The following is a 21,466-nucleotide window of genomic DNA, read 5'->3' as shown; positions in this document are numbered from 1 at the left end:
AGTATTGATCGACGATAGCCCAAATGAAGCAGTATTTTCCCATCCTTGAGTGGCTTCCTAATTACCAAAAGTCGTGGCTGAGCGGCGACTTGTTTGCAGGGCTCACCGTTGGCGTGATGCTCATTCCACAAGGAATGGCTTATGCGCTGATTGCGGGGCTCCCGCCTGTCTATGGTTTGTACGCTTCGGTTGTTCCGCAGTTGATCTATGCACTTTTTGGCACCTCTCGACAGCTTTCTGTTGCTCCTGTTGCAATGGATTCCCTACTCGTGGCGACAGGTGTTTCTGTTCTTGCCATGGAGGGTTCTGAGGCTTATGTCACTTATGCCATCATGTTGGCTTTCCTGATGGGTGCAACACAATTAGTATTGGGGATAATCCGGATGGGCTTCATCACCAATTTATTGGCCAAGCCTGTCATTAGTGGTTTTACATCTGCCGCTGCGCTGATCATCGGATTAAATCAATTGAAATACCTCATAGGAGTAGACATTGAAAAGAGTAATCAGGTGATCAATATATTGATCAATGCGGTTCAGTCTATCCGTTTTACCCATCTGCCCACCTTCTTGTTGGGTATTTCGGGTATTGTACTCATCAAAGCCCTGAAAAAATATGCACCTAAGGTCCCGGGATCTTTGATGGCCGTTGTTTTAGGCATTCTATTGGTTTCTTCCATGGGGCTGGATGAACGGGGGGTTAGTATCGTGAAAGAAGTGCCGAGTGGTTTGCCTAGCCTGCTTATGCCAGACTTGAGGATGGAAACCATTATGAAGCTACTGCCTTTGGCACTGACCATAGCCGTGGTGGCCTTCATGGAAGCCTTCTCAGTTGCAAAAGCGATAGAAGCCAAACGCCGCGATTATAATGTATTGCCCAATCAAGAATTGATTGGCCTAGGTGCTGCCAATCTGATCGGCTCGTTTTTTCAGAGTTATCCAGTGACAGGAGGTTTTTCGCGTTCAGCGGTGAATCATCAAAGCGGGGCGAATACACCATTGTCTTCCATCATCAGCGCAGTTTTGGTAGGATTAACCTTACTCTTCCTAACCCCCTTATTCTACGATCTACCGCATGCCATTTTGGCCTCCATCATCATGGTTGCCGTCTCGGGTCTTGTTGATTTCGCCTATGTGAAGGAGTTATGGAAAACGAATAAGGTTGAATTCGGCCTATTGATGGCGACTTTCATCATTACCCTTCAGTTAGGGATGGTTCCGGGTATTGTTGGTGGCATTGTCTTATCCATTCTCATCTTATTGTTTAGAGCGGCCAATCCTCACATCGCTATACTTGGAAAGGTGAGCGGTTTCAGCGAATACCGAAATGTCAACCGATTCGAAGGGTTAAAACAATGGGAAAATATTGTGGTGATGCGGATAGATGCCCCCTTTGCTTTTGTAAACATTCAAACCATCAAAGAGCGTATTCTACAAGCCCTAGAATCTAAAACAGGGAAGCAACGGTACGTTGTTTTGGATGCTTCATCTGTGGCCTATGTGGATGCAACAGCGATCAGTGGCTTGAAGGATCTTTTTCAAACCCTGGAAGAAAAGGAGGTTACCATTGTCTTTGCCGAAGTACGTGGCCCGGTCAGAGATGCCTTCTACAAGAATGATTTGATTCCAAAGAATCGGGAAGTGTTTTTCTTGACGACGGATGATGCGGTCAATTATTGTCTCTCAGCAAATTATGAAAGCAGGGCTAGCGAAATTTCTCAACAACATAACAAATAATGTAACTTTGGTTACGGTCTGAATCCTCTAGAGGAACGAATTTAGCGTCACCATTGTACGGTTATATACCAGTTTTAGAAAAAAGTTAAGTGATGAAAATAGATCAAATTTACACAGGTTGTTTGGCACAAGGTGCCTACTACATTGAAAGCAAAGGAGAGGTGGCAATTATCGACCCACTTCGTGAAACTCACCCATACATTGCGATGGCGGAGAAGAACCATGCGACCATCAAATATATTTTTGAAACCCATTTCCATGCTGATTTTGTATCAGGTCATGTAGATCTTGCCCGTAAAACCGGAGCAACGATCGTTTACGGCCCAGGGGCGAAAACGGAGTTTGATATGCATGAGGCAACGGATGGAGAGATCTTCGAATTGGGAGATGTCAAGATCAAAGTATTGCATACACCCGGACATACTCCCGAAAGTTCAACATATTTACTGATCGATGAGAACGGTAAAGAACATGCGATCTTCAGTGGAGATACTTTGTTCATTGGTGATGTAGGTCGACCTGATCTGGCTGTGAAGTCTGACTTGACTCAGGAAGATTTGGCAAGTTTGCTATTCGATAGCTTAAGAAATAAGATCATGACCTTACCCGACGATGTGGTGGTTTACCCGGCGCATGGCGCAGGTTCTGCCTGTGGTAAGAACATGAGTAAAGAGACTTCTGATCTTTTAGGGAATCAAAAGAAGAATAATTACGCATTAAGAGCGGATATGAGCCGAGAAGACTTCATTAAAGAGGTGACAACGGGTATTTTACCTCCTCCACAGTATTTCTCTAAAAACGCCATGATGAACAAGCAAGGTGTCGATAGCCTTGATAGCATCATGGAAAAAGGAAACGTAGCCCTTGACATTGAAACCTTTGAGGCGATGGCTAATCATGAGGGTGCCTTGGTGTTGGATACGAGACACGAAAACGAATTCAGAAAAGGCTTTATTCCTAATTCGATCTTCATTGGCATTGATGGCAACTTTGCACCTTGGGTAGGCGCATTGATCACCGATCTTCAGCAGCCGATTGTCTTGGTCGCGGACAAAGACAGAGTAGAGGAAATCGTGACAAGATTATCGCGCGTGGGCTATGACAATACACTTGGCTATTTAGACGGGGGTATGGATGCTTGGATTGCGGCTGGTAAGGAAGTAGACGCGATCGATTCGATCTCGGCGGAAGAACTCAAAGGCATTATTGAGGAGGAATCAACCAATATTTTGGATGTGAGAAAACCGGGAGAGTATTTGGCCGAGCATATTCAAAAAGCGAAGAACACGCCGTTAGATTTTGTCAATGATGAAATGAATAGAATTGACAAGGAGACTAAATATTATGTGCATTGCGCAGGTGGGTACCGTTCAATGATCTTCTCTTCGATCTTAAAATCGAGAGGGTATGAGCAGCTGGTTGATGTAGCCGGAGGTTTTGACGCCATTGTTGAAGCAGGTATTGAAGTAACAGATTACGTTTGTCCGAGTACATTAAATTAAGATGGAAAGTATCATAGAGTTTATTCAACAACCTTGGCCCTGGTATGTAGCAGGGCCAATTATCGCCTTTACCATGTTCATGTTGCTGTACTTCGGCAACAATTTTGGACTCTCTGCCAACCTGAGAACAATGTGTTCCATCATTGGCGGAGGCAAGAGCTGCGATTTTTTTGACTTCGATTGGAAAAAGCAAACCTGGAATTTGGTCTTTGCTTTGGGCACGGTCATTGGTGGTTTTATTGCACATCAGTTCTTATCTCCGGATACAGCAGTTGCCATTTCGGAAAGCACAAAAGCCAATTTAGAGACTTTGGGTATTGCAAATCCGGGTTCGGATATTGCACCGATGGAGCTATTCAGTTTTGATGCTTTGTTCTCATTGCGTGGATTTATCATGCTCGTGGTTGGCGGCTTTTTGATCGGATTCGGTACGCGCTATGCAGGCGGTTGTACAAGTGGACATGCCATTAGTGGGCTTAGTGATCTCCAACCAGCTTCGTTGATCGCTGTGGTTGGCTTCTTTATCGGTGGCCTTGTCATGACACACCTTCTTTTACCTTATATTTTAACACTCTAAGCACATGAAATTCTTAAAATACATCTTTTTGGGTATCTTCTTTGGTATCACCTTTACCAAGGCAGAGATCATTTCATGGTACAGGATCTATGAGATGTTCAGGTTTGAGTCATTTCATATGTATGGTGTGATCGGTTCTGCTGTGGTGCTTGGAATCCTTGCGGTTCAATTCATCAAGCGAAGAAAAATGAAGGACATCGCAGGAAACGAAATTGTCTTCACACCAAAGGAGTTCTCGATCCCAAGGTATTTGATCGGCGGAACAATTTTTGGATTGGGATGGGCAATGACAGGCGCTTGTCCGGGGCCAATGTTTGTTTTGCTTGGTAATGGCATTTTAGCGATTGCAGTTGTGATTGCCTTTGCCGTTTTAGGTACATTCGTTTATGGAATGTTGAGGGATAAGCTTCCTCACTAAATCCTTAGAAAATATGAGAGTATTGACCGTAGCCATCTTATTCAGTATGGTTCAAATGGCCTATGCACAAAAAGATATCACTGCATCACGTTTGCAGTGGGATGGGCTTGCCACGGTCAGGTCAATGCAAACAATGAACGAGGGAGACCTAACGAATTTCTATCTTTCTGTTGTACATGCGCACGTTGATCTTTCGTATCAGGCAAAGCCATGGTTAACCTTCTATGCTTCAGGTTATGGCTTAATGCACTTAGGACTGGATGGCGTCAAAAGGATCGATCCGTCTACATTGAACGGGCCAATTTACGAAGGCAACTTATGGAACCCCATCTGGTTAGATGGTACGACCGCATTTGAACTTGCCGTCTTGAATGCAGAGGTTAACGTGGGCAAGCATAAACTCATCTTTGGGCGTCACTTGTTTACTTCGCCTATCATCAATCCTGAACCTTGGCCTTTTCCGGATGCGAGCGAAGGGGTGTTTTACCATTATGGAGAACTAGAGAATCTTAATATAGAGGCCGCTTGGATCAATCGGTTTGCGACTAGATTCGATGCGCAGTTTCGAAACATTGGTGATTCGTTTGGAAGAGGAGGAAATGGCTTTCGAGTGGATGGTGGACCCAGCCGTTACTTAGGGAATGTTACATCCAATTACATCGCGATGATTGGTGTGGATTGGCAAGTGAATCCCTATTGGCATCTGGCGGTTTGGAATCAATATGTGGACAATGTCATGAACAATGTTTTGCTAGAGACCAAGGTTGAACTAGGGAATGAATGGTCAGCCAATGCACTTTTTATTCAGCAGTTCAAGATCAATGATGGTGGAAATGCAGATCCTATGTTGACATATCTTCCCGATGAGCGCGCGAGTTACTTGGGGTTACGCGTCGAAAAGGGTGTACGAAATCATTCGTTTCACCTGAATTATTCAAGGTTTTTCGATCAAGGTCGACTTCAGCTAACACGCGATTGGGGTTTAGAGCCTTTTTATACCTTTCAGAGAAGAACACGATTGGAAGGCATCCGTGATGCCCATGCAGTGATGTTCAAATGGCAAAGTACAGTCAGAACAGACAAAGGGGAATATCGTTACATCAGCAGCATTTCTAGAAGTTGGCTGCCTTTTCCTGGAGACTATGCCAAGAGTAAATACCGTTTGCCTTCTCATAGTCATTTGGATGTTTCGGTAAAGTACACCTCGACTTCGTTCTTGAAAGGGTTAAGCGCGGAGCTTTATGCCGCGTATCGATTTTTAGCAGAAGATATTGGAGAGGAAGATCGCTTCTTGATCAATCGAGCCAATATTTTCCATACGGATTTTATTTTGAGTTATACTTTTTAGATCATGAATGTCAAGAAAGAAATAGCATTGATCACAAAGCTCACCGGCCTCGTTGTCTTTGTGCTTTTTGCGACAGTCGCTTTTGGGATAATGGGCCTGATCAATCCCGATCTTTTTGCCTCTAAGAAAATCGAACCAGAAAAATGGAGGCCTCGACAGGTCTCAATGGACCTGGTGGGTCATGAAAAGGAATCTTTGATTCGAATGGGGCATACGCTCATCACGAAATCTCCTGAGTTGATTGGTCCATTAGCAAAGAAAGTGGACAAACAGTATGCGGGTAACCTTCTGACATGCCAGAGTTGTCATTTAGAAGCAGGGACAAAACCAGGGGCAGGATCATTTGTAGGAGTTGCCAATCGTTTTCCGCAATTCAGGGGCAGAGAGAATAAGGTCGGCACCTTAGCAGAACGTATTGATGGCTGTATGGAGCGGAGTATGAACGGTGAGAAGATACCTCATGAAAGCTTGGAGATGAAGGCCATGCTGGCTTATATGGAATGGCTCAGTGAAGATGTTCCAGAAGAGAAAGAGGATTATTACAAAGGATTTACCAAGGTGCAATTGCCGGAAGTGAAGGCTGACCCAGAAAAAGGACGATTGGTTTATCAAAAGCATTGTCAGACCTGCCATTTGGAGAATGGGCAAGGGCAAAGGGCAGGAGATGGGCTTTACGTTTATCCTCCACTTTGGGGACAGAATTCTTATAATCACGGGGCAGGTATGCATCGGTTGATCACGGCAGCCGAATTCATTAAGGCCAACATGCCTTATTTACAAGCCACAAAGGATGATCCGGTCTTGACCGACGAAGAGGCCTATCATGTAGCCGCTTATATCAATTCCTTTGAACGACCAATGAAAGCGAATCCTGAGGCCGATTTCCCAGATAAGAACATGAAACCGGTGTCAACACCTTATGGTCCTTGGGTAGATGGGTTTTCAGCTGAACAACATAAGTTCGGCCCGTTCCAACCGATCATGGCCTGGTATGAGAAGGAGTTGGGGATTAAAAAGACAAAATGAATAAACCTCTATTTATGATTTGGTTTATTGTTGAGAGTGCAATCCAATTTTGTTACCCTCTGTGTCGATAAATTGAGCGAAGAATCCAAATTCACCTATGTCTGTTTTAGGTACGACTATTTGGCCACCGGCTTCTTCAATAGATTGAAGTTCGTTGGTAAGATCTTCACATGAAAAGTATACCATAGTGCCATCTTCAGAGGGTTGCTTGTCTTGAGCTTGAACAAGTGCACCACTTGAGCCGGTTCCTTCAGGATCTCCAAACATAAACATTTTACTGTCTGGCATCTCGATATATTCCATTTGAAGATGGAAGACATCTTCATAAAACTGCGTAGCTCTTTCTAGATCGGTAACGGCTATTTCTAACCAATGAATCGGGTTATGCATGACCTTTGGGTCTGCAATCTTCTCCCGCATACTTTGCATGGCTCGCATATGGGCGGCGTCTCCTTTTTGTAACAGCTCTTGGCCATGTACTTGGCTCAACTGAGCGATCTCTTGAAAAGTCTGAGCGGAGAATACTTCTTCACAAGCGCCTCCTAGCTGATTACAGGTCATTGATTTCATGATGAACTTATTTTGACTAATCAATTTAAATAGAATATCGCAATTGTTCGAACAGCAATGAAGTGTTTCATTTTGTGATTGACTGTTTCACATAGGAACAGTAAAGGATTGCGGTGTTTTCCGTAAGTATCAGTAGTACAGTCTATTATCGTTTTGGCATTGAATTGGCCCTAGGGTTATCAAACATCAAAACTTATGAAAAAGCTAATCATCACAGTATTATTCATCACACTGATGCCCAAAGGTGAAAATATCGATGCTGACTATTTAAAAGTCTTCGAGGGAGAGTGGCAAGGCACACTCACATATCTAAATTATGGAGATGACGAGACGCTCGTTAATCTTCCTGTTAGAATGGTTGCAGAGTTACATAAAGGGAAGCTCTCTTTCGAGTATTTCTACAATGAGGGTAACGGAAGAACAGAGAAAAGAAAAGATAGTTTTCGAGTCAAAGGTGATAAAATCTATCATAATGGGAAATGGTCCTTGGAGTCTTCTGAATTGATAGATACGGCACATTGGTCACTCATTTTGACAAGTAAAGGCAAAGACAATAATCGACCAGCAAGTTTTCGGAAAACGGTGAATGTAACTCCGGAGAGGATCCAAGTTGAAAAATGGGTGCTATATGAAGGTGAGCAAGAGTACTTTATGCGCAACAGACATATCTTTGAGAAATAAAAAAGCCCCAACCGGGGCTTTGTAAATTTTTCGAATCATGTTTACTGTTGCTCTGCTTGTGCTTTCTGTGCTTCAAGCTGACCAATAAGGTTTTGCACCCATTCTTCTTCTGGGTTGTTCGCCAAGAGGTCTTTTGCCATCGCGATGGCTTCTTCGCTTCTGCCTTGTGCTTGAACGGCCACAATGCTGTAATAGCTTAGCATGTTTTGGTCACCTACCCATATTTCTGTATCGAATCGTTCGATGAGTCCTTCGAGTGTAGCCATCTGCTGGCTTTGAAAAATCTGACTCAACAAAGGCTCCATCAGTTGCAATTCCGTGTGGTACTTGTTGATCTCTCCAGTTTCATTCAGTTGATCAAAGAAAGCAAACATCCCTTCGTCACCACCTTTTTGATATGCACCGATAAGAGAATCGGATAAGATCAATTTTGGTTCAGACACACTGACCATTTCGTAGCGGTCATAAACAACTGTCGCATTCGGTGGAATTACATCTCCTGCTCCTTGGTCACCATAAGCCAACGAATCAGGAATGGCTACGTAGACGTCATCACCTTCACGCATCAATAAGGCCATTTCTTCAAAGCCTTGAATGACTCCAGAATAGCCTACCACAAAAGAGAAGAGAGAATCTGGAGCGGAGTATGAAGTCCATACAACTGAATCTTCAATCATTAAACTCAATTTTGTCTTCACAAAAGAGCCTTTTTCCACTTTTCTGCCTTCGCCTTTTTTATTGTACTTGTATTGAAGGCCTGATTCGGTTTGCATCATTTTATCCGAATCGCATGAAATAATGCCGAGTGTCATTGCCGCAAAAACTGCGGTGAGTAAAATCTTTTTCATCATAATTTATTAAAGGCAGCCAAGGTATGAATCTTTAGGGATAATGAAGAATATGTGCGGGCTTCATTAATGTTCTATACGGTTTGAATAATGTTTTTACTTAGATTGGACACTTTGATACGGAAAATATGAGAAAATCAGCAATCATTATTTTTTTGAGTTGCTTTTGGTTGGCAAGCGCTGCGCAACAAGAGGTATATGAACTGAGAACCTATGAACTCAACTTCTTCAAATCTGCAGACCTATTACATAATTATTTGTCTGAGGCGTTTATCCCTGCAATGAATAGATTGGGTAGTGAAAAGATCGGAGTATTTCAGGAGGATGGCGCCTCATTGCCTACGAAGGTCTATGTATTGATTCCCTATAGCTCGATCTCGGACTTTCAAGCAGCCCGAACAAGACTTGAAGCAGATGACCAGTATCAAGCCGCTTCTTCTGACTATCTAAATGCTGGTGTGGATGAGCTTCCATTTGACCGGGTTGAAACAAGTCTCATTCAATCATCTTATGGCTTTCCAGCATTGAAAGACCCTGAAAATGCCGATGGCTTTTTTGAATTGAGAATTTATACGAGTCATAATGAGGCAGCCCTTCGTAGCAAGCTCAAAATGTTCGACGAATATGAGTTTCCGATTTTCGATGATGCTGGTCTTAACATGGTGTTCTTTGGTGTAAACCTGGCAGGAGGTGCCATGCCCTGCTTGACCTATATGTTAGCCACAGAGTCTAAAGAAGCCAACGCTGCTGGATGGGCAAAGTTTATACAGCATCCAGTGTGGAAAAAGATCACGGCAATGGATGAGTTCAAAGGCAATATGAATAATATCTTAAGGGTCTACCTGAAGCCATTGAGCTATTCACAGCTTTAGTCAACAGCAAAAAAGGACCCTAAAGAATTCTTACCTAATAGCTAATAGCTTACTGCCTATAGCTTTTACACCACCAAATTCACGATCTTATTCGGCACCACGATCACCTTCTTCGGTGCTTTGCCTTCAAGCCATTTCTGAACGTTTTCATTGGCCAATGCCGCTTCTTCAATAGCTTGTTTATCCAAGTCAGCTGAAACGGTGATCTTGGCTCGCATCTTGCCATTGATCATCACTGGGTATTCTTTATCATCTTCTTTGAGGTATTCCTCATTGAATTCAGGATATGGTGCATCGACGATGCTGCCTTCATGCCCAAGCATCGACCAGAGCTCTTCCGTGATGTGAGGGGCATAAGGAGAAATCACTACTAACAACTGCTCAAGAATTTGTCTGTTGTTGCACTTCAATGCAGATAGCTCGTTGACACAAATCATAAAGGTGGAAACCGAAGTATTGAAAGAGTATCTTTCGATATCCTCTTCCGCTTTTTTGATGGTCTTGTGAAGTGACTTCAGTTCATCCTTTGTTGGTTCAGCATCTGATACCTCAAACTCGCCTTGTGCATTGTGGAAGAGTCTCCAAAGTTTACCCAAGAATTTGCGCACCCCATCAATGCCATTCGTATTCCATGGCTTAAATTGCTCCAAAGGACCAAGGAACATTTCGTAGAGACGAAGGGTGTCCGCACCGTAACGCTCGATGATGTCATCGGGGTTGACCACATTGTATTTCGACTTGGACATTTTTTCTACCTCCCAGCCGCAAATGTATTTGCCATCCTCGAGAATGAATTCAGCATCTGCCAAATCAGGACGCCATTTTTTAAACGCCTCAATATCCAATTCATCATTGCGGCAAAGGCTCACATCTACATGCATTGCCACAGTATCATAGTTTTGCGCCAAGCCTTTGGAGGCAAATTTATTCTGCCCTTTAATACGGTACACAAAATTCGATCTCCCTTGGATCATCCCTTGGTTGATCAGTTTTTTGAATGGCTCTTCCTGGTTCACATGACCTAGGTCGAATAAGATCTTGTTCCAGAAACGTGAGTAGAGGAGGTGCCCTGTAGCATGTTCAGAACCACCTATGTACAGGTCCACATTCTGCCAATAGGCTTGTGGCTCTTTATCGACGAAGGCGTTTTCATTGTGGGCATCCATGTAGCGGTACCAGTACCAGCTCGAACCTGCCCAACCGGGCATGGTACTCAACTCCAGTGGATACGCTGTGCTTTCTCCTGCCGGCTTATACATGAAGTTTTCGGCACGACCAAGTGGTGGATCACCATCTTCAGTGGGTAAGTATTTGTCTACATCGGGTAAAATAATGGGCAGGTCTTTTTCGTCCACCAAATAGGGAACATCATCTTTGAAGTAAACCGGAACAGGTTCACCCCAGTACCGCTGACGAGCAAAGATGGCGTCGCGAAGACGGTAGTTGATCTTGCCTCTACCCACTCCTTTTTCTTCCGCAAAAGCGATGGCTTTATCGATGGCTTCAAGACAGCTAAGTCCGTTTAAAAAGCCTGAATTGATCATGGTGCCGTCCTTTCTCGCGTCCGCTTTTTCACTGATGTCTGCATCCTTGATCACGGGAACGATGGGAAGGTCAAAATGCTTGGCGAAATCATAATCTCTTTGGTCTCCACATGGAACGGCCATTACGGCTCCAGTGCCGTAGCCGGCTAAAACATAGTCAGCTACCCAGATCGGTACTTTTTCTCCATTGAAGGGGTTAATGGCGTAGCTACCCGTAAACACACCCGAGATGGTCTTCACATCGGCCATACGATCGCGTTCAGAGCGTGTAGCCGCTTGAGCCACATAGGCATCGACGGCTTCCTTTTGTTCCGGAGTGGTGAGCTGGGCGGTCAATTCACTTTCTGGAGCCAATGACAAGAAGGTAACACCGAAGATGGTATCGATACGAGTGGTGAATACTTCGATCTCGACATCAGAATGCTCTGCTTTGAATCGAACTTCCGCTCCTTTCGATTTACCGATCCAGTTGCGCTGCATTTCCTTGAGTGGTTCCGGCCAATCGATGGCTTCTAAGTCTTGAAGCAGGCGTTCCGCATAAGCAGTGATGCGCATGCTCCATTGCTGCATGTTTTTACGAATGACTGGGAAGCCACCACGCTCTGAGAAGCCGTCTTTTACCTCATCATTAGACAACACTGTTCCGAGCTCAGGACACCAGTTGACGGCAGTTTCAGAGAGGTAAGTGAGGCGATACTTCAACAACATTTGCTGTTGTTCTTGCTCAGACCAGTTCTTCCAATCCTGAGCAGAGAATTCCGGGGTATCATCATCGCAAGCGGCGTGGACGTTTGTATTTCCTTCTTTTTCAAAAAGAGAGATCAGTTCAGCGATTGGCCTGGCTTTTTCTGCCTTGTGGTCGTACCAGCTGTTGAAGATCTGCATAAAGATCCATTGTGTCCACTTGTAATAGCTCGGATCACAGGTTTGGACTTCTTTGTCCCAATCGAAGGCAAAGCCAATATTTTCGAGCTGCTCTTTGTAGCGCTCAATATTTTGCTTTGTAGTGATGGCGGGGTGCTGGCCGGTTTGAATAGCATATTGCTCGGCAGGCAAACCAAAGGCATCAAAACCCATGGGATGCAGCACATTGAACCCTTTGTTTCGCTTATGACGAGAGACAATATCTGAGGCAATATAACCTAGCGGATGCCCCACATGAAGCCCGGCACCGGAAGGGTAGGGGAACATGTCGAGCGAGTAGAACTTCGGTCTGTTCTTATCGATCGATGCTTTGAATGTCTCGTTTTGCTTCCAAAAGGCCTGCCATTTAGGCTCAATTTCTTTGTGATTGTAGTCCGCCATTACCGCTTAACCTGTTCAGTTTCAATAAGGCAGCAAAATTAGTGTTTTTCGCTCCATAGAAAATGGTTTTGAGGAATTAAAACCATCTCTCTAATGTCATTCAGAGCTGATCCCGATATCATCGGGAGTAGCGAAGAATCTCCTGATTAGAACGTCCCTGTGATCGTTTCCGCCCGAAGTTGGTTCGGCAAAGCAGCTCACTAAGCAGTCTTTCCCCTGAATTGATGTACAGAGGTTCAATAGTCGGACATTGTATTGTGATTTTGGGTTAGGCTCCTTCAGAATGATAACAAAAACAAAATGACCACTATATTAGCGATCTAATACTTCGATATGTTCGGCCTTTTCAATAAGAAACCTAAAGAAAAACAGCCTCCTAAATTGTTGGATTTGAACGGCACCCCGATCGTAGAGGGCGCGGTGGTCAAATCACTGCGCTATGAATTGGGCGAGTGTGTGGTAGAACTTGATGGCTTAGAGTATTTCTACGTCTCGAGAAAAAACGGAGAACGCATCAGTTATACCAAAATGGTGGATGCCATTACGGAGAACCAGAAAGTGTTATTGATCGGTGGTTGATTCGCCACAGAAGCAGGACGAACTCAGAAGCGATCGAGATCAATCTTTGGATTTCCCTCCTTATCGAAGTTTTGTCTTAAACCTACTTCGGTTTTGATCATGGCCGCTGCGATGGCAACCACTAAAGTCCCCGCTGCGATCATCAAGCTGATCTCAGGTTCCAGTAAAAAGAAGGTAGTCGCTTGAATCGCAATGACACTCAAAGCCGCCCAAAGCAAATAATCTGCGCTTTTGGTATTGGCATAGCGCCAGGTATGGACAGATTTCATCGACCAAGGTGTGCGATAACCGATCCACATATTGGGGTCATCAAGGTCTAAATTCTTCATGATCAACGCTGGCAAAAGCGTAGATACGCCCATCATCAAATGAGCAAAAATCAATGCGCCTTGTTCTTCCATCGCTAGGTTGTGAAAAAGTCTAAGATCTGTGTGATCGATCGTGAACGACCTCCTTTGTACATTTCAGAGTATCCACAATTCGAACAGGAGATCACATGAAACTTTCTGTTTTGTAAGTCAAATATTTTCGACCAGCCCCCACCGGTGGTGGCTATGGTATCGGTTTCAAAACTTCGATGATGGCATTTCGGGCATTTGTAATTTTGATGTTGCATGTTATTCTTTCGTTTTAGGGGTTCTTTTAGCTTCTTTTAGTGCTTTGTTGATGAGCCATTCCATTTGGCCATTTGTACTCCTGAACTCATCAGCAGCCCATTTTTCAACGGCTGCCAAGAGTTCGGGATCTATTCTTAGCACAAAGGGTTTCTTCTTTGGCATATCAAAGTTTTTGTTTTCCTAAGACCAAATAGAAGTCACCGAGGGAGGTAATGACTCGCCAACCTGACATCGACAATTCATTCAGTCTTCTCTCAAATTTATCGACCTTTTCAAAGGGTCCTTTTTGTATGATCTTGTACTCCATTGTTTCTTTATTAATGGTTTAACGTACCGGTATTTACCACGGGTGAAGCAGATTTATCAGAACAAAGTACCACCATGAGGTTGCTGACCATAGCCGCTTTTTTGTCTTCGTCCAAGTCAACAATCTGCTTTTTATTCAATTCTTCTAAGGCAGATTCTACCATCCCGACTGCACCTTCAACAATTTTATAGCGTGCAGCGACGATCGCAGTGGCCTGTTGTCTTTGTAGCATGGCACTGGCAATCTCTTCGGCATAGGCCAAGTAGCCAATACGAGCCTCGATCACTTTAATACCCGCAATAGACAGTCGTTCAGATAGTTCTTCCTCCAGGTCGTGATTTACCTCTTCCATTCCTGAGCGCAAGGTGATCTCACCGTCATCTTCGAAATTGTCATAGGCAAATGAACCGGCGAGCTTTCTAACGGCCGCATCACTTTGCACGCGGACAAAGTGCCCGTAGTCATTGACTTCGAAAGCGGCCTTGTAAGTATTTTCTACTTGCCAAACCAAGATGACACTGATCATGATCGGATTACCTAATTTATCGTTCACCTTCACACGTTCACTGTCAAAATTATGAGCTCTCAAAGAGACCTTCTTCTTAGAAAAGAATGGGTTTACCCAGAAAAATCCGTTCGATTTAACGGTGCCTCTGTAATCACCAAAAAAGACCAACACCCTAGAGGTATTTGGTTGAATGATGAAAAAGCCAGGAAGCATGAAAAAGAAGACAAGAAATAATAATGCAGCTAATGGGGTTCTAAATAGAACAATACCGACAATAGCAGCAATGAAAATCAGTAAGGCAACTGTTAAAATGCCGAATCCTGATAAAGGCTTAAATGGTTTTTCGTTGTTCATAGCGTTAATTTAATATGATATCAAAATAGTATCAATATAAATTCAATAACGGTGAAAATTTCCTGAGGTTACACCTTGCTCAAAAAAAATTGAAGACGCTTGTGTATCTTCGTTCATGCACATCAAAAGACCCACTCTCTTACTTGATTTAGCGAAGGCGGAAGCGAATCTCGATTTCATGATCAAAAAAGCCAGTCGCACAGGAGTCGATTTGATCCCACATTTCAAAACACATCAGTCGAAAGAGATCGGTGAATTGGTAAGGCAAAAAGGTGTGAGCAAGATCACTGTGTCGTCAGTGAAGATGGCGTCTTATTTTGCAGCCAATGGCTGGAATGACATCACCATTGCTTTTCCGTTTAACATTTTGGAAGTGGATGAGGTGAATCGTTTGACGAAGGATGGTTGTCAAATTACCCTATTGTTGACGGAGTTAGGAACGATCGATCAGTTGTCGGAGGAGTTAACGAATACGGTCCACGTCATGGTTGAATTGGATGCTGGTTATGGTAGAAGTGGCGTGCCCACAAATGATATGGAACGAATTCAGACCATGGTGGAAGCCATTGAGGCTAGCCCATTGTTATCCTTTTATGGCCTGTATTGTCACCCGGGTAATACCTACAGTGCGCATAGCATTGAAGAGATTCGGCAGATTTGGGCTCTGGTGATCAAGCGGATGAATTTTGTCAAGAGCCATTTGGCCACTGAACGAGAGTTCAAGATCCGAATTGGGGATACCCCTGGTTGTACTGTTGTTGAAGAAATGAATGGGGTAGATGAGATTGGTCCGGGCAATTTTATTTTTTATGACCTGGTCATGAATTACCTGAATGTGTGCTCAGAGAGCCAAATTGCCGTGGCGCTGGCTTGTCCCATTGTAGCAAAAAACGGGAATAACCGAGTGATCATTCATGGTGGGGCAGTCCATTTTTCTAAGGATCATTTAGTGGATGGCAACCAGCAGAAGTTTTATGGTGAGATGGTGATCCTCGAAGAGCAAGGTTGGTCACAGATCATTCCTGAGGCCAAACTAGTATCCATTTCTCAGGAGCACGGTGTGTTGGAAGTTGATGCCGTCACTTATGAAACCCTACGAGTCGGTGATGTTGTTGGTATTCTGCCCATACATTCTTGTTTGACGGCCAATTTGATGAAGTCGTATCACACCTTGGACGGTCAACTATTTGAGCATTTGGAAAAAACTTGTTGAGGTGATGCAACTTATGAGTTGCAGTGGGCGTCTTTGTGTTGAAATGTTGGTCGGCATTTCAAAGGTCAAAAACTCAACAACAACGTCATGTTCAAAAATTACCTCAAAATTGCGGTTCGCAGTCTCTTCAAAGACAAGTTTTTTTCATTTCTTAATATTGCTGGTTTAGCCATTGGTACTGCTTGCTGTTTGCTCATCATGACCTACGTCATCAATGAGTTGAGTTATGACAAGCATTTTAATAATCAAGAAAACATTTACCGTGTAGTAATTGAAGGAAGCTTCAATGGGCGAGAATTTAAGGGAGCTCAAAACCCGTCACCTGCAGGTGCGACCTTTAGAGATCAAATTCCTCAAGTAGAAGAACGCTTACGTTTTAGAAGATCAGGTTCTTGGATTGTGAACTATAAGGACATGGTTTTTACCGAGCGGGATGTTGTTTTTGCAGATGAGACCTTCTTCGACATCTTCCAAATCAATATGATCAAAGGGAATCCTGAAGAAGCCCTTTTGCGAAAAAATCAGATGGTGATTAGCCAAAGCATGGCGAAAAAGTATTTTGGTGACGAAGATCCATTAGAGAAGATCTTGAAAATGGATAATTCTGCGGATTATATGGTCGCTGGGGTATATGAAGATATTCCTCAAAACACCCATTTTCATTTTGATATGATCCTTTCGTTTATCACTAGAGAGGAAGAATACAACAGTCCTGCATGGCTTAACCAGAATTACGAGACCTATGTCACCTTAAACTCAAATGCCAATGTCGATGATGTAGAGCAGCTCATGAATGAGCTGGCGATTGACAAAATGGGAGCAGAACTCAAGCAATACCTCGATATGGGCTATGATGAGTTCAAAGCAGCGGGGAACTCATTCGAGTACTTTTTGCAACCCTTGAGTGAGATACATTTGTATTCCAATGGTTTCGGTGGTTTTGAGCCCGAGGGTGATATTACCTATGTCTATATTTTTTCAGCCATAGCCGGATTCATTTTGGTCATTGCCTGTATCAATTTCATGAATTTATCTACGGCGAGATCTGCCAATAGAGCGAAGGAAGTCGGTTTGCGAAAGGTGATGGGTTCGTTGAAAGGACAGTTGATCGGCCAGTTTATTTCTGAATCTGTGGTCATCACCATGATTGGCGGATTGCTAGGTTTGGGTCTTGCCTATATTTCCATCCCACTATTCAACCAATTGGCAGACAAGCAGATGGAACTGGATCTGGTGGGTAGTGTACCTATCGTATTGGTCGGGACAGTAGTTGTAGGCGTACTGGCAGGAATCTATCCAGCGTTTTTCCTTTCCGCTTTTTCTCCCGTCAAGGTGTTGAAAGGAAACCTAAGTATGGGGATGAAAAGTGGAGGATTAAGAAAAGTACTCGTCTCCTTTCAATTTTTCGTTTCGATACTTTTGATCATCGGAACGTTTAGCATCATCAATCAGATGCAATATATCCAAAGCAAAAAGCTTGGCTTTGAAAAAGACCAGGTTTTGATCATTCACAATATGTATTTATTGGATGAGACCGCTCAGGCCTACGAGGATCAAATGGATGGAATACCTCAAGTGGAGGAGACTTCGGTTTCATGGTTTTTACCTACCTCAAGTAGTCGATCATCCACCGTATTATTTCCAGACGCCGTGATCGACCAAGAACGTGGGGTTGTGAGCCAAAACTGGCGTGTGGATGTCAATTATGCTGATGTTTTCGGTCTTAAATTGAAAGAAGGGAGGTTCTTTTCAAAGGACCTGCAAACCGATTCATCGGCCATAGTGATCAACGAGAAAGCGGCAAAGCTTTTTGGGATCACTGATCTGGAAAATGCAGTGATCGGGGATTTCAATGACGATGGTTCGGGACTAATTCCTTTTAAGGTCATTGGTATTTTAGAAGATTTCCATTTTGAATCGCTGAGAGAGGAAATCGGCCCCGTTGTGATGCGTTTGGGGACCGGAGGAGGATTTTTATCACTCAAGCTCAATGCTAAGGACTACCAGACTGTAATTGAGCAAGCCAGAACACAATGGGAAGCTTTTGCTCCTGGTCAACCGTTTGAATATACATTTTTAGATGACCGTTTTATCAACATGTATCAGGCAGAGTCAAGACTGGGTGATATTTTTAGCGTCTTTGCTGTTTTGGCCATAATCATAGCTTGCTTGGGTTTGTTTGGTTTAGCGGCCTTTACTGCCCAGCAGAAGACCAAGGAGGTCGGCATTCGTAAAGTCTTGGGAGCGTCAATGAGCCAATTGGTGTACATCATGTGCAAAGAAGTATCTGTTTTGGTATTGATCTCTTTTGCCGTGGCGTCAGCGGCAGGTTGGTATGGTGTCAACTGGTATTTTCAAGACTTTGCTTACCGTCCTGATATCAATGTCTCCGTCTTTTTGCTAGCGGGGACGAGTGCATTTTTTATTGCTCTTTTGACCATGAGTTATCAATCCATCAAAGTGGCTATAGCCAATCCTGTGAACGCACTAAGAAGTGAGTAGCGCGATGTTAACATCCGGAATCAAATAATAAATGCGGCACCTGTCGCATTTTTTTGTGTTTGTCAGATAAGATTTTACTAATTATACTGTTCACTGATACAAGAGCAACAAACAAATGCGCATCCTTGGAAAGTATTTTGGGATTATGTGGCTGACACTGGCCATGATCGTTTATGGCAGCGTGTTGGTGTCTCCCTTAGTTTTTCAGTACGCATCCATTATTTCTTTGGCCATTCCCGTGATCATTTTATGTAGTGCGCTCTTGTTCAGCTTTTCCATTATTTTGAATGGAAGGTATTGGTACATCTACCTCATCACTCTCCTTGTCGCTTGGCCATTTTATTCACTTTCCTTTGTTTTCGGCACTTCAGAAAAGGCAGAGCAGGCAGCAGACTTCAGTTTGCTGAGCTATAATGTGAAATGGTTCACTGAGGCAAAGGCAGAAAACTATGATGAGGTGATCGATTGGATCGTTGACCAACAAGCTGATTTCTTGTGTTTTCAGGAGTATTATGCGCAAAGAGGAATTTCAAATCGAATAAAAGGGCGGGGAGGATATTTTGATGCGACCGATGCCGAGCGTTTCAACGTGGCGTTTTTTTCTAAATACCCTATTTTGAAAAGCGGTCTTCTTTTTGGGAAAGAAAAGCTGAATAATGTGCTTTTTGCTGACGTTAAGTTGAAAGATGACACGCTGCGCATCTATAGTTTGCATTTGGAATCCATGGGGATCAATCCTGAGAAGCTGCAAGATGGCGAAGGCATTCGAAATGAATACGACGATGTCAAATTCCGTATTTTGAAAGGAAGTAGAGCACGAGCTGAACAAATCGATGCCTTACTTGAGCACATAGACGCATCGCCATACCCAGTGTTAATAGCTGGTGATTTTAATGATGTGCCATACAGTTTCAACTACTTTAAACTTCGCGATCGGTTGACCAATGCCTTTGAAGAAGGGGGGGATGGCTTTGGAGTTACTTACAATGGGAAAATACCTTTTTTGCGTATTGACAATCAATTTTTTGGTGATGGGATAGAATTATTGCAATTTGAAACATTGAATGAGGTTGAGTTTTCCGATCATTTCCCCTTGATTGGTAAATATCGTTTGAAAGACTGAGTTTAAGGTTGAAATTATTATTGCTATGAATTCTGAAGGGCTTCACAGGTCTGTCGACCAACGCATGATCGCGGGTGTTTGCGCCGGTCTTTCCGATTGGTTGGGCTGGGACCTGACGTTGGTAAGGGTGCTTTATGTATTGATTTCATTTTTTAGTGCCGCCTTTCCGGGCATTTTGGTTTATATCATCCTTTGGGTTGTCATGCCCGAAAAACGTTCAAGATGAAAATAAAAAATTGTTTAGCTACCGCTACGATGATAGCATTGTTGACCGCCTGCAATCTTGATTATTTTCAAGATGCTGAATTCGGAGAATTCGTTTGGGACGGTAGTTTGGCCATTCCGTTGGGCGAGATTGAATACTCAGTGTCTGAACTGTTCATCGAATTGGATAATGGCTCTGCCATAATAGAGCCAGGTGAAGATAATGTGGTGACCATTATCTACGAAGAACGCTTAGCTGCGCAAGGAGCCTCTGATTTTCTAGACATTCTAGACCAAACCTTTAGCGGCAGTCTTCCAAGTAATGCCACAATCAATAATGCGCCCGCAACACAACCTTTCTCTGCCAGGCAGACTTTTGAATTTGATTTCTCAAGTCAGGGAGATGAGGCAATTGATAGCATTTATTTCGATAATGGCACCTTGAATTTGTCCCTCAATTCTACGGTTTCCTATCCTTTAACTTATGCAGTGACATTTCGCTCTCTTGCGCAGAATGGAACACCAGTAGTGGCTAATGGAACAATTGCAGCATCAGGCAATGCACAAGAGACTAATGCACTCAATGGACAAGTGGGCTTGCTTCATCTAGATGCGCTAGGCAATCCGGCAGCCAATAAATTCCTGGTGGAAGTTGCCTATACCTTTGATATTCCTGCAGGAGGTAATCTTGCACCCAATGACGGAGTCAGTTTTGATCTGGGAATCAGAAACACAGGCTATTCAGATCTTTATGGCAATGTGGGACGTCAAGGGCTGAACATCAACTTGGAAGAAATTGATTTAGCATTCTTTGAGATTTTTGAGGATGGCGATTTAAGGTTTGCTAACCCCAGCCTTCAATTCATTATTCAAAACTCTTTTGGCTTCCCCCTAGGAGTGGATTATTCAGGAATATCAGCCAGTACTTCCGATGGGACCATAATCAATTTGACGGGTAGCATTACCGAGCAGTTGGTCACGGTTGATGCGCCCACCATCAATGAACAAGGAGGAACGAGAGAGACCATCCATAGCATAGACGCTACCAATTCCAATATAGCCGAACTTTTTTCTGCCCAGCCAAGTGCCTTTAGCTTGGGTCTTTCCGCTATTTCTAATCCGATTAATGGACCTGTTCAATACAATTTCTTGAATGAGCTCAATACCTTAGAAGCGGCAGCTTTGATTGAAATACCTTTGGATATGGCCATCGATGAACTGATTGCAAATCAAACTTTTGACTTCAAGAATGGGGAAGCAGTAGAACAAGCGAAAAGAGCTTTGCTGAAAGTGAACTCGGCCAATGAAATGCCAATGGGTGGTGATTTGGAGATCCAGTTCTTAGATGCAAATGGTAACGTTATCTATACCATTGATGAGCGGCCAGTCTTCAGTGCCGCTGAGGTTGGTCCTGATGGACGTACCATTGGAGCAGCAACAGGTTCAACGGAAGTTTTACTGGAAGATGAAGACCTTCGGCAAATGGAGAACGCAGCACGACTCAATGTTCGAGCACGGCTTTCTTCAACCAATGCGGGTCAAGGCTTGGCGGTAAAGTTCTACGACGATTATTTGCTTACGATAAATATTGCCCTTCAGGCAGATGTTGAACTAAAAGGCACGGGAGGGTAA

22 protein-coding genes are annotated in these 21,466 nt (G+C 43.6%); 14 read left to right on the top strand and 8 right to left on the bottom strand.

Annotated features, from left to right (window positions below; all coding sequences use genetic code 11):
- The first annotated feature begins 23 nt into the window (after positions 1–23).
- The 6 genes from AC2D6U_RS07865 (at position 24) to AC2D6U_RS07840 (ending at position 6,607) form a co-directional block, all read left to right on the top strand.
- On the top strand, positions 24–1,736 hold the full coding sequence (locus tag AC2D6U_RS07865) for a SulP family inorganic anion transporter (RefSeq protein ID WP_484720403.1): 1,713 nt from the start codon (positions 24–26) through the stop codon (positions 1,734–1,736).
- Between the two features lie 92 nt (positions 1,737–1,828).
- Positions 1,829–3,238, top strand: coding sequence for an MBL fold metallo-hydrolase (locus AC2D6U_RS07860; protein ID WP_484720402.1), 1,410 nt, complete (start codon positions 1,829–1,831; stop codon positions 3,236–3,238).
- Between the two features lies 1 nt (position 3,239).
- A complete protein-coding gene (locus tag AC2D6U_RS07855) occupies positions 3,240–3,815 on the top strand; it encodes a YeeE/YedE family protein (protein WP_484720401.1) in 576 nt (191 codons plus the stop codon).
- Between the two features lie 4 nt (positions 3,816–3,819).
- The gene (locus AC2D6U_RS07850) at positions 3,820–4,233 is read left to right on the top strand and encodes a YeeE/YedE family protein (RefSeq protein ID WP_484720400.1); all 414 of its coding nucleotides are present in this window, start codon (positions 3,820–3,822) and stop codon (positions 4,231–4,233) included.
- Between the two features lie 13 nt (positions 4,234–4,246).
- Positions 4,247–5,581: an OprD family outer membrane porin gene (locus AC2D6U_RS07845; RefSeq protein WP_484720399.1), complete on the top strand. Its 1,335-nt coding sequence runs from the start codon at positions 4,247–4,249 to the stop codon at positions 5,579–5,581.
- 3 nt (positions 5,582–5,584) lie between these two features.
- On the top strand, positions 5,585–6,607 hold the full coding sequence (locus AC2D6U_RS07840) for a c-type cytochrome (RefSeq protein ID WP_484720398.1): 1,023 nt from the start codon (positions 5,585–5,587) through the stop codon (positions 6,605–6,607).
- A 24-nt stretch (positions 6,608–6,631) separates the two neighbouring features.
- On the opposite strand, the gene AC2D6U_RS07835 is transcribed toward AC2D6U_RS07840, so the two are convergent.
- The gene (locus AC2D6U_RS07835; protein ID WP_484720397.1) at positions 6,632–7,177 is read right to left on the bottom strand and encodes a VOC family protein; all 546 of its coding nucleotides are present in this window, start codon (positions 7,175–7,177) and stop codon (positions 6,632–6,634) included.
- A gap of 195 nt (positions 7,178–7,372) precedes the next feature.
- Between AC2D6U_RS07835 and AC2D6U_RS07830 the strand changes: the two genes are divergently transcribed.
- Positions 7,373–7,858, top strand: a complete 486-nt coding sequence (locus tag AC2D6U_RS07830) for a hypothetical protein (RefSeq protein WP_484720396.1) — start codon at positions 7,373–7,375, stop codon at positions 7,856–7,858.
- A gap of 41 nt (positions 7,859–7,899) precedes the next feature.
- On the opposite strand, the gene AC2D6U_RS07825 is transcribed toward AC2D6U_RS07830, so the two are convergent.
- Positions 7,900–8,706 carry an FKBP-type peptidyl-prolyl cis-trans isomerase gene (locus AC2D6U_RS07825; RefSeq protein ID WP_484720395.1) on the bottom strand — a complete coding sequence of 269 codons (807 nt, stop codon included), beginning with the start codon at positions 8,704–8,706 and terminating at the stop codon, positions 7,900–7,902.
- A 128-nt stretch (positions 8,707–8,834) separates the two neighbouring features.
- On the opposite strand from AC2D6U_RS07825, the gene AC2D6U_RS07820 reads away from it, so the two are divergent.
- Positions 8,835–9,578 carry an NIPSNAP family protein gene (locus AC2D6U_RS07820; protein WP_484720394.1) on the top strand — a complete coding sequence of 248 codons (744 nt, stop codon included), beginning with the start codon at positions 8,835–8,837 and terminating at the stop codon, positions 9,576–9,578.
- Between the two features lie 65 nt (positions 9,579–9,643).
- Here AC2D6U_RS07820 and leuS read toward each other — a convergent pair whose 3' ends face one another.
- The gene (leuS, locus tag AC2D6U_RS07815; protein ID WP_484720393.1) at positions 9,644–12,427 is read right to left on the bottom strand and encodes a leucine--tRNA ligase; all 2,784 of its coding nucleotides are present in this window, start codon (positions 12,425–12,427) and stop codon (positions 9,644–9,646) included.
- A gap of 333 nt (positions 12,428–12,760) precedes the next feature.
- Between leuS and AC2D6U_RS07810 the strand changes: the two genes are divergently transcribed.
- Complete coding sequence (locus tag AC2D6U_RS07810; protein ID WP_484720392.1) at positions 12,761–13,006, top strand: hypothetical protein; 246 nt, start codon at positions 12,761–12,763, stop codon at positions 13,004–13,006.
- A 23-nt stretch (positions 13,007–13,029) separates the two neighbouring features.
- Here AC2D6U_RS07810 and AC2D6U_RS07805 read toward each other — a convergent pair whose 3' ends face one another.
- The 5 genes from AC2D6U_RS07805 to AC2D6U_RS07785 are packed head-to-tail and all read right to left on the bottom strand — an operon-like array spanning position 13,030 to position 14,792.
- Positions 13,030–13,407 (bottom strand): SdpI family protein, encoded by a 378-nt coding sequence (locus AC2D6U_RS07805; protein WP_484720391.1) that lies wholly within the window; start codon positions 13,405–13,407, stop codon positions 13,030–13,032.
- A 2-nt stretch (positions 13,408–13,409) separates the two neighbouring features.
- On the bottom strand, positions 13,410–13,622 hold the full coding sequence (locus AC2D6U_RS07800) for a zinc ribbon domain-containing protein (RefSeq protein WP_484720390.1): 213 nt from the start codon (positions 13,620–13,622) through the stop codon (positions 13,410–13,412).
- Position 13,623: 1 nt separating this feature from the next.
- A complete protein-coding gene (locus tag AC2D6U_RS07795; protein ID WP_484720389.1) occupies positions 13,624–13,785 on the bottom strand; it encodes a type II toxin-antitoxin system antitoxin in 162 nt (53 codons plus the stop codon).
- 1 nt (position 13,786) lies between these two features.
- Positions 13,787–13,930 (bottom strand): hypothetical protein, encoded by a 144-nt coding sequence (locus AC2D6U_RS07790; protein WP_484720388.1) that lies wholly within the window; start codon positions 13,928–13,930, stop codon positions 13,787–13,789.
- 10 nt (positions 13,931–13,940) lie between these two features.
- Complete coding sequence (locus tag AC2D6U_RS07785) at positions 13,941–14,792, bottom strand: SPFH domain-containing protein (RefSeq protein WP_484720387.1); 852 nt, start codon at positions 14,790–14,792, stop codon at positions 13,941–13,943.
- Between the two features lie 115 nt (positions 14,793–14,907).
- Between AC2D6U_RS07785 and AC2D6U_RS07780 the strand changes: the two genes are divergently transcribed.
- The 5 genes from AC2D6U_RS07780 (at position 14,908) to AC2D6U_RS07760 (ending at position 21,466) form a co-directional block, all read left to right on the top strand.
- A complete protein-coding gene (locus tag AC2D6U_RS07780) occupies positions 14,908–16,005 on the top strand; it encodes an alanine racemase (RefSeq protein ID WP_484720386.1) in 1,098 nt (365 codons plus the stop codon).
- Between the two features lie 87 nt (positions 16,006–16,092).
- Positions 16,093–18,507, top strand: a complete 2,415-nt coding sequence (locus AC2D6U_RS07775; RefSeq protein WP_484720385.1) for an ABC transporter permease — start codon at positions 16,093–16,095, stop codon at positions 18,505–18,507.
- Between the two features lie 115 nt (positions 18,508–18,622).
- Positions 18,623–19,630 (top strand): endonuclease/exonuclease/phosphatase family protein, encoded by a 1,008-nt coding sequence (locus AC2D6U_RS07770; protein WP_484720384.1) that lies wholly within the window; start codon positions 18,623–18,625, stop codon positions 19,628–19,630.
- Between the two features lie 25 nt (positions 19,631–19,655).
- The gene (locus AC2D6U_RS07765) at positions 19,656–19,856 is read left to right on the top strand and encodes a PspC domain-containing protein (RefSeq protein WP_484720383.1); all 201 of its coding nucleotides are present in this window, start codon (positions 19,656–19,658) and stop codon (positions 19,854–19,856) included.
- A 29-nt stretch (positions 19,857–19,885) separates the two neighbouring features.
- On the top strand, positions 19,886–21,466 hold the full coding sequence (locus tag AC2D6U_RS07760) for a hypothetical protein (RefSeq protein ID WP_484720382.1): 1,581 nt from the start codon (positions 19,886–19,888) through the stop codon (positions 21,464–21,466).

The sequence above is a fragment of the Roseivirga sp. YIW32 genome (assembly GCF_057219245.1).
This window is presented reverse-complemented; position numbering and strand designations above follow the sequence as displayed.

Excerpts from the sequence above, each read along its gene's own strand:
- AC2D6U_RS07770 (WP_484720384.1), top strand. The coding sequence starts at position 18,623 with ATGCGCATCCTTGGAAAGTATTTTGGGATTATGTGGCTGACACTGGCC.
- AC2D6U_RS07855 (WP_484720401.1), top strand. The coding sequence starts at position 3,240 with ATGGAAAGTATCATAGAGTTTATTCAACAACCTTGGCCCTGGTATGTA.
- AC2D6U_RS07860 (WP_484720402.1), top strand. The coding sequence starts at position 1,829 with ATGAAAATAGATCAAATTTACACAGGTTGTTTGGCACAAGGTGCCTAC.
- AC2D6U_RS07775 (WP_484720385.1), top strand. The coding sequence starts at position 16,093 with ATGTTCAAAAATTACCTCAAAATTGCGGTTCGCAGTCTCTTCAAAGAC.
- AC2D6U_RS07810 (WP_484720392.1), top strand. The coding sequence starts at position 12,761 with ATGTTCGGCCTTTTCAATAAGAAACCTAAAGAAAAACAGCCTCCTAAA.
- AC2D6U_RS07825 (WP_484720395.1), bottom strand. The coding sequence starts at position 8,706 with ATGAAAAAGATTTTACTCACCGCAGTTTTTGCGGCAATGACACTCGGC.
- AC2D6U_RS07820 (WP_484720394.1), top strand. The coding sequence starts at position 8,835 with ATGAGAAAATCAGCAATCATTATTTTTTTGAGTTGCTTTTGGTTGGCA.
- AC2D6U_RS07790 (WP_484720388.1), bottom strand. The coding sequence starts at position 13,930 with ATGGAGTACAAGATCATACAAAAAGGACCCTTTGAAAAGGTCGATAAA.
- AC2D6U_RS07840 (WP_484720398.1), top strand. The coding sequence starts at position 5,585 with ATGAATGTCAAGAAAGAAATAGCATTGATCACAAAGCTCACCGGCCTC.
- AC2D6U_RS07800 (WP_484720390.1), bottom strand. The coding sequence starts at position 13,622 with ATGCAACATCAAAATTACAAATGCCCGAAATGCCATCATCGAAGTTTT.
- AC2D6U_RS07865 (WP_484720403.1), top strand. The coding sequence starts at position 24 with ATGAAGCAGTATTTTCCCATCCTTGAGTGGCTTCCTAATTACCAAAAG.
- AC2D6U_RS07785 (WP_484720387.1), bottom strand. The coding sequence starts at position 14,792 with ATGAACAACGAAAAACCATTTAAGCCTTTATCAGGATTCGGCATTTTA.
- AC2D6U_RS07850 (WP_484720400.1), top strand. The coding sequence starts at position 3,820 with ATGAAATTCTTAAAATACATCTTTTTGGGTATCTTCTTTGGTATCACC.
- AC2D6U_RS07795 (WP_484720389.1), bottom strand. The coding sequence starts at position 13,785 with ATGCCAAAGAAGAAACCCTTTGTGCTAAGAATAGATCCCGAACTCTTG.
- AC2D6U_RS07835 (WP_484720397.1), bottom strand. The coding sequence starts at position 7,177 with ATGAAATCAATGACCTGTAATCAGCTAGGAGGCGCTTGTGAAGAAGTA.
- AC2D6U_RS07760 (WP_484720382.1), top strand. The coding sequence starts at position 19,886 with ATGATAGCATTGTTGACCGCCTGCAATCTTGATTATTTTCAAGATGCT.
- AC2D6U_RS07780 (WP_484720386.1), top strand. The coding sequence starts at position 14,908 with ATGCACATCAAAAGACCCACTCTCTTACTTGATTTAGCGAAGGCGGAA.
- AC2D6U_RS07765 (WP_484720383.1), top strand. The coding sequence starts at position 19,656 with ATGAATTCTGAAGGGCTTCACAGGTCTGTCGACCAACGCATGATCGCG.
- AC2D6U_RS07845 (WP_484720399.1), top strand. The coding sequence starts at position 4,247 with ATGAGAGTATTGACCGTAGCCATCTTATTCAGTATGGTTCAAATGGCC.
- AC2D6U_RS07805 (WP_484720391.1), bottom strand. The coding sequence starts at position 13,407 with ATGGAAGAACAAGGCGCATTGATTTTTGCTCATTTGATGATGGGCGTA.
- leuS (WP_484720393.1), bottom strand. The coding sequence starts at position 12,427 with ATGGCGGACTACAATCACAAAGAAATTGAGCCTAAATGGCAGGCCTTT.
- AC2D6U_RS07830 (WP_484720396.1), top strand. The coding sequence starts at position 7,373 with ATGAAAAAGCTAATCATCACAGTATTATTCATCACACTGATGCCCAAA.